This is a genomic window from Sphingobacterium sp. ML3W, assembly GCF_029542085.1.
Classification (GTDB): Bacteria; Bacteroidota; Bacteroidia; order Sphingobacteriales; family Sphingobacteriaceae; genus Sphingobacterium.
Genome location: NZ_CP107036.1, coordinates 1,430,833 through 1,445,893, shown reverse-complemented (window position 1 = coordinate 1,445,893; position 15,061 = coordinate 1,430,833). Strand labels below are relative to the sequence as shown.

Sequence of the window (15,061 nt, the reverse complement as noted above, 5' to 3'; positions counted from 1 at the left end):
CGAAAATGAAGACAAAAAGAATTTTATACGGATCAATATTATTCCTGGGCCTGTTATCCGGAACCGCTTGTTCGGATAAACTAGATGCCGATCTGAAAGCTGCCATCAATGCCAACTCCATGTGGAAGGATGAGAGCGATGCCCAGGCGGCCGTAACAGGTGCCTACGTACGTATGCGCAGTACCTTTGCCACGGCTTATATCTTCTGGGGTGAATACCGCACAGGCTATTGGGGCGCCGGACTTGAAACCAATGCGACCTACAGCACGGCATTCTTAAATCAGCTGAACAGTACACATGCCCATGCAAACTGGAATAATTTATATACCACGATCAACGACTGCAACCTGATCTTGAAACATCTGCCGGAAATCAGTTTTTCCACGGTGGAAAAAAAGAATGAATACCTCGCGCAGGCCTATTTTATCCGTGCATTCTGTTATTATTGGATCGCCCGCATCTGGGGCGACGCACCGGTGCTGACCGCCGGTTTTGAATCACCCAATCAGGAGGACCTCTATCCATCACGTCAGCCTGTGCAGGCAGTTTTCCAATTGGTCAAAGAGGATCTCGATCGGGCGGAGGAACTGATGCCGGCTACGGCCACAAAAGCACAGTATGGTAATCTGGATGCGATCCGTTTACTCAAAACAGACTATTACCTCTGGATGGCCAAACGGCAGAATGGTGGGGCAGCGGCATTGAATATGGCGAAACAATCTGTGGATAAGGTATTAACGGGAAAGCACACCCTGATGCAGAAATTCCCGGATATCTTTGCTACGGAATTGAATCCCGAAGTGATCTTTTGCTGGCGCCTGACACAGGATGAATTTACGGGTGGCTATCCCGCGGATTTCCTGGTGCCTATCCAATATGTTTCGCCTGGGCTGGTTGAAAATCCCATTAAAGTGGGCTCACATCAGCAGTGGATATTTCTGACGAACAGTTACAAGGCTTTTTTGACGGAAAATACGGCCGACACCCGCGCAAAGGTCAGTTTTGATACGGCTTTCGACAAAGGTAAAAACCTGACCTTCCAATGGATCAATAAATATGCTGGGAAATGGGAGAATGCCACCCGCATTTTTGATGCAGACCTGATTGTCTACCGGTATGCGGATGCCGTTCTGTTCAGTGCCGAAATCGAAAATGCACTGGGGAACGGGCAGACTGCCATCCAACAGTTGAACAAGATCGCAAAACGGGCGTATGGAACGGATAATTTTTATGCAGCCGGACTTCCGACCAATGACATCAATACTGCCATACTCAGTGAACGGAAACGGGAATTCGTGGCCGAAGGTAAACTCTGGTGGGACCTGATCCGTCTCGGCGTGGTGTTTAATGAAGTCGAGAGCCTAAAAAACCAACAGTCTAAAACAAACATCCTGTTATGGCCGGTTCACGATAGCTCAATCAACACGAATCCCAATATTAAACAGACCGAGGGCTACAATTAGGGCGCTTGGATTGCTATTCTTTTTTTGTTAATTTGTAGAACATAATAAATGATTTATTTGCTTATAATATGATCAATGACCTTACCCCAATAGCGACCAGTACCCGCGCTGATATAGTCGAAATACGCATAAGAGAATATCTTTCCAGCAAGAAATTAAAAGCAGGGGATACCCTCCCAACAGAACTGGAGCTCGCGGAGGCGCTCGATGTGAGCCGCAATGTACTGCGGGAAGCCCTGAGCCGCCTGCGCATGCTGGGCCTGATCGAAACCAAAAAGAAACGCGGCATGGTGCTGTCCGCACCGGATATCCTGGGCTCGTTTGAACGGGTACTGAATCCGCAGCTGATGGACGAAAATACAATGAAGGATATTTTTGAACTGCGCCTGCTCCTTGAACTGGGGATGGCTGACCTGCTGTACCTGCGCAAGACGGATAAAGATATCGCCGAACTGGAACGCATTGTGAAAAAGGACAAAAATGCCGATGCTGAAGAGTTCAGAATCAGCCAGGAAATTGCATTTCACGGTAAGCTGTATGAAATTACTGGCAATACTACCCTGAAACGTTTCCAGACGATGCTGATGCCGATCTTTGGTTTTGTGTTGAACAAAAGCCACCATAGCATCAAATCGGAGGTCTCTCACAGCGATCTGGTGCAGATACTCAAAACCGGCGACCGCGATGCTTTTTCAAAGGCCATGCAGGAACATTTGCGTCCGCACCTAGAATTTCTTGGGGAACGCTAGCCGCTTCCCAATATTTTTTATATACTATAATGTAGTACATAAGTACCTAAAATATGATAATGATAACCAAAATACACTACAGCTTGCTCGCCCTTTTCAGTTTACTGACAGCGACTTCTGTAGCCCAGGTAAAGATTGCCGAACGGCATTATACCTTGCCTGTATTGGCAGATCAACCAATAAATATCCTCAAACGGCTGGAATTTGTGGCAGACAAACAGCAACGTGTCGATGCGGAGCTTAGGATCAGGGTCGATGCACTGGGGGCGGAGCAGATCGATAGCCTGAGCTGCTGGTTTGCCGGCACGGACTCGACAATTATTGAAAACGGAAAGCCCGGCGCAAAGCAGCTGCTGATAGCACAGAAATGGAAAGGAAAAACAGGGAAAATAAAGGTTCCGCTAACCCTGGAGAAGGGCGTCAACTACCTTTGGGTGACGGCCAAAGTACGTCCTTTTAAACAATTAAACCGAACTTTTCAAGTGGCCATAAATGGAGTTTCACTCGCGGGCTTAGCATCTCAATCGCAGCTTTCGGGCAAGTTCGACCGCTACAGGCCCGCCGTTGCCGTACACCGGCAAGGCGCTGAGGGAGTCCATACCAGCCGTATCCCGGGCATAATTACGGCCAAAGACGGCAGTCTGGTCGCGGTATACGATGCCCGCAGGGAGCTGGGCCGGGACCTGCAAGGCGACATCGATATCGGCGTATCGCGCAGCCTAGATGGTGGCCGCAGCTGGCTGCCGATGGAGACCGCGATCGATATGGGCACATTCGGCGGCCTGCCGCAGAAATTCAATGGCGTCTCCGATCCCAATATCTTGCTCAACGAGCGAACCGGGACGATCTATGTTGCAGGGCTATGGATGCATGGTGTACTCGACGAAACGGGTACCTGGTATCCCGGGATCAAAGATGGCCGCGAAATCCACAATCATCAATGGAAAAATAAGGGATCGCAACCGGGATTTGAGGTCAAACAGACCTCGCAATTTCTACTGGTAAAAAGCGAAGACAATGGGCTAACCTGGTCCAAACCGCTCAATCTTACCCATCTCAAAAAGGCGGAATGGTGGCTCTGGGCACCTGCACCCGGACATGGCATCAGCCTGCAGGATGGCACATTGCTGATGCCAAGCCAGGGACGTGATGAGACGGGCAAGGCGTTTTCCAATATCACCTACAGCAAAGACGGTGGCCAAACCTGGAAAACATCCAATCCGGCACTGGCAGAATCCACAACGGAATGCATGGCGGTGCAGCTGGATAATGGGGAGATCATGTTAAATATGCGGTCAAACTATAATGCCACCCACAAAGGCGATGACAATGGCCGCGCCATTGCCGTAACGAAGGACCTGGGCGAGACCTGGACCGAACACCCCAGTTCGCACAAAGCGCTGATTGAACCGACCTGCATGGCCAGTATCCACAGGCATGTCTATCAGTCCGGAAAGGACAGCAGATCTCTGCTGGTATTCTGCAATCCCGATTCAAAATTTGTCCGTTCACATATTACCTTAAAAACCAGTAAGGATAATGGCGACTCCTGGCAGCCCAAGGTTTTGCTTGACGAAGGCAAGGGTCGGGGTTATTCCTGCATCACTTCCGTGGACGAGCATACGCTTGGCGTGCTCTATGAAAGCAGCCAGGCAGATCTGATCTTTCAGCAGATACCACTAAAAGAATTGTTATAACCTCAACTATTGCAAAAAATAATGAAAAAAAAACATAAAATAAAAGGCTTGATCGCCGCGGCATTTGCCAACTATGATCCTACCGGAAATATTGACCTGGACGCTATTCCGGCCATGACGGAGCACCTTGTCAGCCAGGGGCTGCGGGGAATATTTATCTGCGGGACCAATGGTGAGGGACCGAGCCTTTCGACGGCCGAACGCATGGCAGTTGCCGAACGTTATATCAAGGCCATTGACGGCCGGATCCTTTCTTTTGTCCATGTGGGGCATAGCTCCATTGCCGAAGCCAAGCGCCTGGCAGCGCATGCCGAAAGCATCGGTGCGGATTATATTTCAGCAGTCTCGGCCTTCTATTTCAAGCCTTCATCCGTAGAAAACCTGGTCGATGCCATGGCCGCCATTGCGGCCGCGGCCCCCCATACGCCATTCTACTATTACCATATTCCGGCTGTCACGGGGCTACAGATCGATATGCTCCGCTTTCTTGCCTTGGCGGAAGAGAAAATTCCGACCTTTCAGGGAATCAAATATACGGCGGCGACCTTGCACGAATACCAGGCCTGCCTACAATACAAGGAGGGCAAATACGATATCCTGTTTGGCTACGATGAACTGCTGTTGCCGGCACTGGCGGTGGGAGCCACTGGCGCCATTGGCAGTACCTACAATTACGCTGCCCCCCTGTATCTGGAGGTAATCCGCCGGTTTGAGGCCGGTGCCCACGAAGCGGCACGCAACCTGCATTTTGAAGCCGTGGAGATGGTGCAGCTGCTGGTAAAATATGGGCCTATCCCGGTGCAGCGCGCTATTATGAAAAAAATCGGATTAGATCTGGGGCAGCCGCGGCTACCATTGACGCTGTTGGATGAAGTCAATGAACAGCTGCTGCTGGCCGAGTTGGAACAGTCGAAATTCTTGGATCATGTGGCTTTGTATCAGTAAACACTGGCTATTTTTTGTGTTATTTATGGGATATCTGAACGGAAACGCACAATCCATAAACCGGGAGCTCGACTGGGATACGGCAGGACATGTGCCTGATCCAATGGGCTATGCCGGTGCCTACGTCGGCGCTGCAGAGGGCAAAGTCTATGTGATGGGCGGAGCTAATTTTCCTTCGGGCATTCCACCCTGGAAGGGTGGCCAGAAGGTCTGGTCGGACCGGATTTTTGTGATCGAGGAAGACGGATCCTCACATGCAGCTTCGTTTCGCTTACCCCGGGCGATGGGCTACGGCGCCTATGCGTCGTATCAGGACCACTTATATATTGCTGGTGGCAGCGATCAGTCGGGACACCTCCACGAGGTTTATTACCTGGAGGTCTCAGCCAATATGGGCACATTTGTACGGCTGCCGGATCTTCCGGCGAAGATCGCCAACTGTGCCTCGGTCCGGATCCAAAATTATTGGTATATCCTGGGTGGCATCAATAGCCCCGATGCCTTGACGGCAAACAATAACTGCTGGCGGCTGGACCTGGATCATCCCGAAAAAGGCTGGACGGTAATGACTGCCATCCCCGGTCCAGGCCGCATGCTTGCCGTGGCCGGAAATGCCGATGAGGAGCTGATTGTGCTGTCGGGTGTAACACTGATCAATGGCAAACGGAAGTATCTGAAAGACACCTATTTGCTGACGGCAGATGGAACTTGGCAGCAGCTACCGGCCCTTAGTCATGCTGTCGCCGCGGCACCCAGTCCCGCCGCCTTTGACGTCAAATTGGGACAGCTCCTAATTTTCGGCGGTGATGACGGCACATTGGCTGCGGCAAGCCCTGTGGGGCATCCCGGCTTCTCGGACCGGATCCTGGCATACCATATCCGGCAGCGCACATGGGCGGATGCCGGTCAGCTTCCTTTCTGCAACAACAGCGGTCGAGCGGAGAGTCTGGAAGCAGCGGTATTGCCCCCGGTGACGACCGGTCTGGTGCAACTGGACAATAAAATCGTTATTCCGATGGGTGAGGTGCGACCCGGTGTGCGGACCAACCGGATATTAACGGCCCGTTTTAAACCTTAATGTACTAAAGTAGCTCGTTTAATACGTTAGTAGCGTATCACGCTTAAGAATGTACTAGCGTATCGCGGTTAACAAAACTTGAATAAACCCAAAATAATGATAAACACGACATCAAAACGTTATGCTTGGCTGATCGTCATCTTGCTGTGGGTGGTCGCCTTTTTAAACTATTTTGACCGCCTGCTGATGACTTCGATGCGGGATCCGATTCTCAGTGAATTTAAGTTGAACGATGCGCAGTTTGGCTTGCTCACCGCCGTCTTTTTATGGTGTTATGGCATTGTGAGTCCCTTTGGCGGCTATATGGCTGATCGCTACTCCCGCAAGAAAGTGATTCTTTTCTCGGTATTCGTCTGGTCTGCGGTTACGCTTTGGACAGGTTATGCGCGTTCCTTTCCCGAGTTGTTACTGACAAGGGTGTTGATGGGTGTCAGTGAGGCTTGCTATATTCCTGCCGCCCTGGCACTGATCAGCGATTACCATAGCGGCCGTACACGTTCCCTGGCTACGGGGCTGCATATGTGCGGATTGTATACTGGAATGGCCATGGGCGGTCTGGGCGGATATATCGCCGAATATTGGGGCTGGCGCCAGGGATTTCACGTCTTCGGCCTTTTTGGTGTTGTGTACGCACTGCTACTGGTTTATACTTTGCGCGACCGGACTGTTCCCACCGCTCCGAACGAACCGCTACCGGAGCAGGTCGGGAAGGTGCAGCTCAAAGCCATCCTGCATAGCTTATTTCGCCTGCCTTCCTTTTATGTCATTATGGTCTATTTTGCGGTGCTGGGCATGGCAAACTGGTTGATCAACGGCTGGCTGCCTACATTCCTGAAGGAGCAGTTCAGTCTGGATCTCGGCGAAGCGGGTATTTCGGCCACAGGTTATATGCAGATTGGATCTTTTGCCGGGGTAATTATAGGTGGACTACTGGCGGATCGCTGGCAACGCCGAAATAAACGGGCCCGGCTTTATGTCATTGTCCTCGGTTTTGTGATTGGCGCGCCATTTCTGTTTTTTATGGCCTGGACTAATGTTTTTGCCTGGGCAATCCTCGCCATGCTTATTTTTGGACTGGCGCGTGGTTTCAATGATGCCAACCTGATGCCGCTCTTGCGGCAGGTGGCCGACAGCCGCTACAGCGCCACGGCCTATGGCTTCCTGAATTTTTTGAGCACCATTGTCGGCGGACTGATGGTGTATGTCGGGGGTGCCCTGAAAGATGCCAATGTAAGCCTGGCAATAACCTATCAGGTCGTAGCAATCGGGCTGCTGCTGGCTGCGCTGGCACTGCTGTTGGTGAAAGTTAAAAATGATACGATACAATAAGATCCAGCAAAAAGACCTATCCCAAGGAAAACAAAAATAAACAGGTCTTGGCCAGCAATAGCGACGGACTAATTGCGCCAGGCTGGCGCATAAACAAAAAAGAAGATGAAAAAGAAAGTAGGATTTATAATCGCCTGTTGCCTAATACTATGCCAGGCATATGCGCAAAATTTACGGCTGCCGGCATTCTTCTCGGATCATATGGTGCTACAACGGCAGTCTATGGTGAATATCTGGGGTTGGGCCAAAGCCGGACAGCAGGTCAAACTGATTTCATCCTGGTCCAAAGATACCCTATCAGTGGTGGTCAGCGGTGACGCGACATGGCGCACGCAGCTGGAAACCCCGAAAGCGGGTGGGCCGCACAGCATTAAACTGGTCACTCCGCAGCAGGAGCTGGAACTTAAGGATATCATGATCGGCGAAGTCTGGCTTTGTTCGGGCCAGTCCAACATGCAATGGTCCGGCGCCAATAAGCTGCAGGAGATCCTGGATATCCTCCCAGGCAGCAGCAATCCGAATATCCGCTTGTTACAGGTCAGTAATATCGCTGCCCAAACCCCGCAGTACAATATCTTTGACAGCTGGCAAACATCACGACCGGAGACCGTCAGGGACTTTTCGGCAATCGGCTATTTCTTTGCGGAAAAACTATCGCGCGAACTCGATGTCCCGGTGGGGATCATCAATGCCAGCTGGGGTGGCACAGCCGCAGAATTCTGGACACCAAAGGAGAAGATCTTAGCTAACGAGCAACTCACGCATTATGCGGCACTACAGAAGCTGGCGCCCCGCAAACCCCATCAGCCGGGGGTACTCTGGAACGGTATGCTGGCGCCATTTGCGGGCTATACGATAGCCGGTTCCCTCTGGTATCAGGGCGAGGATAACACGATAGCCTATGGGGGATATGATCAACTGATTCAGACCATGGTGGGTGCCTGGCGGGAGGCCTGGGGCTACCAGTTTCCATTTTATTTCGTGCAGATTGCCCCCTTTGTTTACACGCAATATAAAAAGCCTAATGCGGCATTGCTCCGTGAACAGCAGGCAAGGACCGCCCGAAAACTGCCGCGGTCGGGGATGGTGGTCACCACTGATCTTGTCGATGACCTAAAGAATATCCATCCGACAAGAAAAAAAGCAGTAGCCTCGCGGCTCGCGGATCTGGCACTGGCCGAGGTCTATGCACGGCCCCTGGTGGATTATAAATCACCGACCTTGCAGGACTATACAATCGAAGGTGACAAGATTATCCTTTCCTTTGCCGGCCTGGACGGCAAGCTGCTTGTCCGTGGAAAAGAAATCACTGATCTGTACATTGCCGGCGAGGACCGTAAATTTTATCCCGCCAAGCATACAGTAAAGGGATCGCGGTTGTTGGTCTTTGCCGATCAGGTAAAGGCACCGACGGCGGTACGTTTTGGTTTTACCAACACCGCTACACCCAATCTTTTCAATAGCAAAGGTTTACCGGTATCACCGTTCCGTACCGATGACTGGCCTGATTTTGAATAAGGAAAATTCATTTTTCCTACTTATTAGACCAAAATTTACTCCCCCCCGAAAATCGCTAGAAGCTGATCGAAGACAGGCTATTTTGCTAAACGATACGATCAATACGCCCCCACCTGATATAAATCATTCTTGCCGGTAGACGAGGTCTTTGCTGAGACAGTGTTCTTCCCAAGGTATTTCTATCAGCCGGCTATGCGCGTTTTGTGGAATGATACGCTTTGGTGTCGGCAGGTAAAGATGGTTTTTATTTCCACTTGCCAGGGTATCGCGTAGGTCGGGGATCTTTTTGAGGTTGCGCTGCAAGGCCGCAAAAAATGCTTTTGCGGATTTGTCAGCTTGCTTCATGATCTGCCGCAGGTGGATGATTTCTCTTGTCTGATCAGTTTCATAGCCGCCGCTTCCTGCGATTGTATATTCGGCCACAGGCGAATCGTAGAAGAGACCAGAGCTTGTTATATCCTCCTGATCTGAAAAGGGATAAGTCGATAGGAAAAATCCATAATAATCCGATGATGAAAAGCTTTCCAGAAATGCCGACTGATTTTCCTTGCTATATTTCACATAATTACGCTTGCCTGAATCGCGGTTTATCGTTTCAATATAGGCGTGTGCATGATGTTTTTCCATCGTTTCGCCGCAATACCGAAAAAACAGTTGTGCAGGTATTGCAATCCAAAAGTATTGGCCCATTTTCTTTCTTGTATTTAATTTACGTATATGGCTTGGCGTTCTTATCGTAAAGCTTCTATCCAGCCACATCCTTTTTCAGCTTGGCAAATGCGCGTACAGGAAATGTCCCCACACCTTTAAACTTCGGTGGAGCGGCCGTAAACGTAAAGTTGTCATCAGGCAGTAGGTCCAGATGGCACAAATGCTCGACAATCAGAATTTCTGATCCCAGAAGAGCGGAATGCACCGGACGTGATCGTCCACTGGTATCATCGATATTGTGTGAATCAATGCCCACCAGTTTAACACCACATTCCACAAGGTATGTCGCTGCCGCTGCGGTCAGGTAAGGATGGTTTTGATAATAGGCTTCGGTATTCCAATGGCTATCCCATCCGGTATGGATCAGTAGCGCACGGTTTCTGATCTCCCTGTTTTTGAGCTGCTCATCGGTAATGGCCAGTCCATTGCGGTAGGGAACCCTGATGACAACGGCGTCCAGATCCACAAAAGCCTTTAAGTCCATTTCGGCGGTATCCTTGCCATGTTCATAGCGGTGAAAAGGGCAGTCAATATAGGTACCGGTATTACTGACCATCTCTATTTTGCCGATCTGAAATTCGGTACCTTCATCGTAATAGCTCCTGGAGTCGGCTCTGGATAGGTAATCGCAGATAATCGGGGCGGGCAGCCCTTTGTAGGTGACAAGGCCATTTTCGATCGTATGGCTGAGGTCAATAAGCTGTTCCGTTGCGGTTTCTGCCGGCGCAACTTTACGCTTATGGGCTTCTTCAAATATTTCCTTATTGAGGATATTTACTTTTCCGGCCATCAGCAGCCGGAGATCCTGAATAATATAGTCGGCGAGCTCCGTGTCGCTAATCGTATCGCCGTTGATATCCAAGCGGAAATCTTCGCCCTTGAGGCTGCCACCATTGGTAAAGTATACTTCAAAATCAAATTTTACGCGTTTATCCATGTTGGTCTGTATGCAAGTTGATAAAAATAAACGGAAATGTTAAGATAACGAAGTTAATGAAATTACGGTTTATTTTTAACAGGAGTGTACCAAAATATTTTGGTCTCCATTTGTACCTCAAGATGCAGGATGGATTGGATTCGGATTATGAACATAAATATGATCCTGCTGAGAAATCTCGTGTTTGATCTGCTGCACTACACCAATTAAAACTTCATTATTGAACAGATCTTGAGGAATAATTGACGAGATCCCGTAAAATATCTAACGAGTAGTATGCCAATTAAAGTCGCTTCATTAAAATAAAGACGAAACATTACTATGTATCGGCTATCAGTTCTCTTCAAAATTCGAGGTACTGCTGATTTTGATCATGCTATAGAAGCATTTTCCAATGATTTTCTTTGGCAAGTTTCAGCCATCGAATACGTATGGCTATCGAGGCATTTGGTTTTGAAGGAATATCACCAAAATTCGTTATCGATCCCAATGGTAAAGAATTCATTTCGTACCTGTTAGCTGAAAAAAATCTTTTTTTTTATAATAGGATGATGAATTTACTGAATATTATATCGGCTAGTATTAATATTTCTATAAATTTTATTGTTTTTCACCTGTTACATTGATAATTGTTTTGTTAAAGTTTAATATTGTTGAAAATATTATTGCCAAGTATTATGAAGTTTATATTCCCTAAATTATTTATTTATGAATAGAAAAATGAAAACAGTAGCTTTCCTATCGCTACTGTTTATAACGACCGGTATTCAGGCGCAAGTCGGAAAATATCAGTGGAAAGAGACCTCTGAGGGGGGCTATACCTATAAATACGTGACCAACGACCCGGTTCAAACCCGATTTTACAAATTGAAAAACGGATTGACCGTTATTTTAAGCCCAAATAACAAGCAGCCTCGCATACAGGCTTATATTGCAACCAAAGCTGGTAGCAAGACGGATCCAAAAGATCATACTGGACTCGCACATTACCTGGAGCATATGCTTTTTAAGGGTACCGACAAGTTTGGTAGTTTGGACTGGTCCAAAGAAAAACCGCTGCTGGACGAGGTTGACAATCTTTATGAAAAATACAACCATAGTACAGATGCTAATGAACGCACTGCGATCTATAAAGAAATCGACCGTGTATCGGGGGAGGCATCAAAATATGCTATTCCGAATGAATATGATAAACTGATGAGCAGTATGGGCTCCAAGGGTACGAATGCCTTTACCTCATTTGAGCAAACGGTCTACGTAGAAGATATCCCCAGCAATGTGATCGATAAATACCTGACAGTACAAGCGGAGCGATTCCGAAATCCCATCCTCCGTTTATTCCATACAGAGCTTGAATCAGTCTACGAAGAAAAAAACATAAGTTTAGATAACGATAATAGAAAATCTACCGAAGCTATTTTTGCGGCCATGTTTCCCAATAATAACTACGGCAAGCAAACCGTTTTGGGCTCTGTGGAGCACCTTAAAAATCCATCGCTCAAAGCAATCCGTGAATATTACAACACCTATTATGTTCCGAATAATATGGGCGTGATTATGTCGGGTGATTTTAATCCTACCGACGTGATTAAGCGTATAGACAAGGCATTTTCAGGCATGAAATCCAAACCCGTGCCAGCATATACCTTTGAGCAAGAGCAGCCCATCACAACTCCAATTTCAAGGACTGTCAAAGGCCCTGCTTCAGAATATGTCTTAATGGGTTTTCGTTTCCCGGGGGCAGCACATCCAGATGCGCAGATCCTCAATTTAATGGCCAATGTGCTTACCAATGGATCTGCCGGTTTGATCGATCTGGACCTTGTTAAGTCTCAGAAATTATTGGGAGCAGGTGCATTTCCTTATATTCTAAAAGATTATTCGATGCTTATTCTTCAAGGTAATCCAGGCACAGGTCAGAGCCTTGAAGATGTCAAAAAACTGTTGTTGGCTGAATTGGAGAAATTGAAAAAAGGAGATTTCTCTGCGGACTTGTTGACATCTATCATCAATAATGAAAAAAAATCACAGATCAAACTCTTCGAAAACTACACCAGTACCGCCGAACAGCTTATGTCTGGCTTTAATTCGGAGTTGGATTGGGCAAAAGAGTTGGCTTATACAGACCGCTTGTCTAAAATTACGAAAGAAGATATTGTTCGCTTTGCTAATAAATATATTTCTGACGTCAATTATGTGACTGTCTTCAAGGAAAAAGGGCAGGATACCAATGTAGATAAAGTAGTCAAGCCAGCCATTACGCCTATTACGGTCAATCGAAATGTAGAGTCTGCATTTTTAAAACAGATTAATGCAATGCCGGAGCAGAATATCAGTCCTAAATGGATAGATTTTGATCAGGAGATTTCCAAATCAAAGCTGAAGGATCTGGATGTATTGGCTGTTCAAAACAAAGATAACGAACTATTTGCCCTGACTTATCATTATGACTTTGGTAGCTGGGACAACAAGTTACTGGGCTTGGCTGTCGGATACCTGGAATTTTTGGGTACCAAGAATAGGAGCAGTGAAGAGTTTAGCAAAGCATTCTATAAGCTGGCGTCAGACTTTTCAGTTTCTTCTGGCAATGAGGAAAGCAGTGTTTCTATTTCCGGTTTGGGTAGTAATTTTAAGGAGTCGGTCGGTCTGCTGCAAGATCTGATGCATAACTGTGTAGCAGATGAGCGTGCATTTACCGCATTCATTGACCGTGTTAAAAAATCCCGGGCCAATGCCAAGGAAAATAAAGCTTCTATCATGGAGGGGCTAAAAGCATATGCACGTTATGGTGCCAAAAACCCGTTTAATTACACCTATACCGATCAAGAGTTGGATGGATTGAAAGCTTCAGACCTGGTCGCGGTATTGCATAAGTTAGCAAATGCGAAACACCGTATTCTCTATTATGGGCCGGAGCATGTGAATGAATTGGTAAAAAATCTGACACCGCTAAAAAATAATAACACGGCCTATGCAACAATAGAAAAGGGTGTAAAATTTGTAGAAAAGCCGACCGATGAGAGCAAAGTCTTTTTTGCACAGTATGGTATGAAGCAGGTTGAAGTATTCTGGATCAGAAATTCAGGATTATTTGATAAAAACCAACTGCCGACGGTTACATTTTTCAATGGATACTTTGGAGGCGGGATGGGCAGTATTGTATTCCAGACGCTTCGGGAATCTAAAGCATTGGCCTACACGACTTATGCCTACTATGCACAACCACAAAAGAAAGAAAACCATGGCATGGTCGGTGCTTATATCGGCACGCAATCGGATAAGTTTAAAGATGCTGTAGGCGGTATGAATGAGCTTTTGAATGAATTACCAGAATCAGCTGTAGGCTTGGAATCGGTGCGTACAAATTTATTAAAATCATTGGCTAGTGAACGTATTACGGGGACCGGTATCCTTTCGAGCTATATGGCGGCACAACGCCGTGGACTTACCGAAGATTCAAGAAAAATGATCTTTGAAAAGATTCCTCAATTGACATACAGTGATCTTAAACAATTTCACAGCGATAATATCAGCCGCAAGCCCTACAGCTATTGCATTGTAGGCGAGGAGAAGGACCTGAATCAGGACAATATTACAGCACTTGGTAAAATCACTAAGCTTAGCTTAAATGAAATCTTTGGATACTAATCCAAACGGAGGAGATAGTTTTAATAGTTTATAGTTTTAAAAGGGACCGCGTTGGCATACGTCGGTCCCTTTTTTTTATAAGTAAAGCACCGCTGTGGTGCTTCGCTTTGTATTTATCGTACTCAGGTCAAAGAGCCGAGTCCCTTTTATGCAACTCCCTTTTTGCCTAAGTCAACAAAATAGCGGTCTTCATTATTGTGACTTTTGGGAGCTACTGCTAAAAGTTTAAGCATCCCTGTCTCTTCATTAACTAATTGATGTATAACCAATGGGTGAATTGTAAATGCGTCGCCAGGCTTTAGTGTTTGAGTTGTTACATTTTCAAAAACATTGGTCTCTTCTTTAAATAAAGCAGTTTCGATGGACCCTTCTCCCGAAAGGATAAAGTACATTTCAATCCCTGCCTTATGATAATGCGCTGGCAATTTTTGATTTTTGCTTAATTCAATGATAAATAGGGACATGGTATCTTCGCCTATTAAGTGCGCTACCTTTTGCATCATTAAGGCATCTTTTGCGACCTTTCCGAGGATTTCAAATCCGTTTACAATTTCGATCATTTCTATATATGGTTAAAGGCCTGTAATTCTCCATTTCCGAAAGACCAATTTTCTTTCTCATTTTCAATCATCGAAATGATAATCTCTTGTGGATTTATTCCTGTCGAAGCTTCAATATTTTCGGAAATTCTTTTGTATAAGCGTTGTTTCTGCGCAACTGTTCGTCCCACAGCAGCAATAATTTGTATGAAAATTATGGCTGTTGTATGCTTTATAGCCAGGTACTCTTTTGGAAACTGGAGCTGTGTATCTGGTAGTTTCTCAATAATATGAAAATAGTCGTCTTTAGGAATATTAAATTCCTGTATCAGTGCGTGATGGATAGCCTGCGAAATATGGTTCGTTGTTTCGAGCTCGTAGCTTTCCGATAAAGTTATTCTTACTAATGGCATTGTAGATTATTTAATGTTACAATGCAAAATTCCG

At 46.8% G+C, this 15,061-nt stretch carries 12 protein-coding genes; 8 read left to right on the top strand and 4 right to left on the bottom strand.

Annotation, left to right across the window (positions count from 1 at the left end):
• Positions 1-5: 5 nt before the first annotated feature.
• The 7 genes from OGI71_RS06055 (at position 6) to OGI71_RS06025 (ending at position 8,779) form a co-directional block, all read left to right on the top strand.
• Positions 6-1,463, top strand: a complete 1,458-nt coding sequence (locus tag OGI71_RS06055) for a RagB/SusD family nutrient uptake outer membrane protein (RefSeq protein WP_282254483.1) — start codon at positions 6-8, stop codon at positions 1,461-1,463.
• Positions 1,464-1,531: 68 nt separating this feature from the next.
• Positions 1,532-2,212: an FCD domain-containing protein gene (locus tag OGI71_RS06050; RefSeq protein WP_172393500.1), complete on the top strand. Its 681-nt coding sequence runs from the start codon at positions 1,532-1,534 to the stop codon at positions 2,210-2,212.
• A 59-nt stretch (positions 2,213-2,271) separates the two neighbouring features.
• The gene (locus OGI71_RS06045) at positions 2,272-3,909 is read left to right on the top strand and encodes a sialidase family protein (protein ID WP_282254482.1); all 1,638 of its coding nucleotides are present in this window, start codon (positions 2,272-2,274) and stop codon (positions 3,907-3,909) included.
• A 21-nt stretch (positions 3,910-3,930) separates the two neighbouring features.
• Positions 3,931-4,854 (top strand): dihydrodipicolinate synthase family protein, encoded by a 924-nt coding sequence (locus tag OGI71_RS06040; protein ID WP_282254481.1) that lies wholly within the window; start codon positions 3,931-3,933, stop codon positions 4,852-4,854.
• Positions 4,835-5,932 carry a galactose oxidase gene (locus tag OGI71_RS06035; protein ID WP_282254480.1) on the top strand — a complete coding sequence of 366 codons (1,098 nt, stop codon included), beginning with the start codon at positions 4,835-4,837 and terminating at the stop codon, positions 5,930-5,932. The genes OGI71_RS06040 and OGI71_RS06035 overlap by 20 nt, the downstream gene beginning before the upstream one ends.
• A gap of 96 nt (positions 5,933-6,028) precedes the next feature.
• Complete coding sequence (locus OGI71_RS06030) at positions 6,029-7,261, top strand: MFS transporter (RefSeq protein WP_282254478.1); 1,233 nt, start codon at positions 6,029-6,031, stop codon at positions 7,259-7,261.
• 105 nt (positions 7,262-7,366) lie between these two features.
• Positions 7,367-8,779, top strand: coding sequence for a sialate O-acetylesterase (locus OGI71_RS06025; protein WP_282254477.1), 1,413 nt, complete (start codon positions 7,367-7,369; stop codon positions 8,777-8,779).
• A 123-nt stretch (positions 8,780-8,902) separates the two neighbouring features.
• On the opposite strand, the gene OGI71_RS06020 is transcribed toward OGI71_RS06025, so the two are convergent.
• Together OGI71_RS06020 and OGI71_RS06015 are read right to left on the bottom strand one after the other, a co-directional pair.
• Positions 8,903-9,469: a hypothetical protein gene (locus tag OGI71_RS06020; RefSeq protein ID WP_282254476.1), complete on the bottom strand. Its 567-nt coding sequence runs from the start codon at positions 9,467-9,469 to the stop codon at positions 8,903-8,905.
• Between the two features lie 55 nt (positions 9,470-9,524).
• Positions 9,525-10,427: a cyclase family protein gene (locus OGI71_RS06015; protein ID WP_282254475.1), complete on the bottom strand. Its 903-nt coding sequence runs from the start codon at positions 10,425-10,427 to the stop codon at positions 9,525-9,527.
• Between the two features lie 708 nt (positions 10,428-11,135).
• On the opposite strand from OGI71_RS06015, the gene OGI71_RS06010 reads away from it, so the two are divergent.
• Positions 11,136-14,075 carry a M16 family metallopeptidase gene (locus OGI71_RS06010; protein WP_282254474.1) on the top strand — a complete coding sequence of 980 codons (2,940 nt, stop codon included), beginning with the start codon at positions 11,136-11,138 and terminating at the stop codon, positions 14,073-14,075.
• 146 nt (positions 14,076-14,221) lie between these two features.
• Here the strand turns inward: OGI71_RS06010 and OGI71_RS06005 are convergent, their stop codons facing one another.
• Together OGI71_RS06005 and OGI71_RS06000 are read right to left on the bottom strand one after the other, a co-directional pair.
• Entirely contained in the window at positions 14,222-14,635 is a 414-nt protein-coding gene (locus tag OGI71_RS06005) for a cupin domain-containing protein (protein WP_282254473.1), read from the bottom strand.
• Positions 14,636-14,637: 2 nt separating this feature from the next.
• Entirely contained in the window at positions 14,638-15,027 is a 390-nt protein-coding gene (locus OGI71_RS06000; RefSeq protein WP_282254472.1) for a tautomerase family protein, read from the bottom strand.
• Positions 15,028-15,061 lie beyond the last annotated feature (34 nt).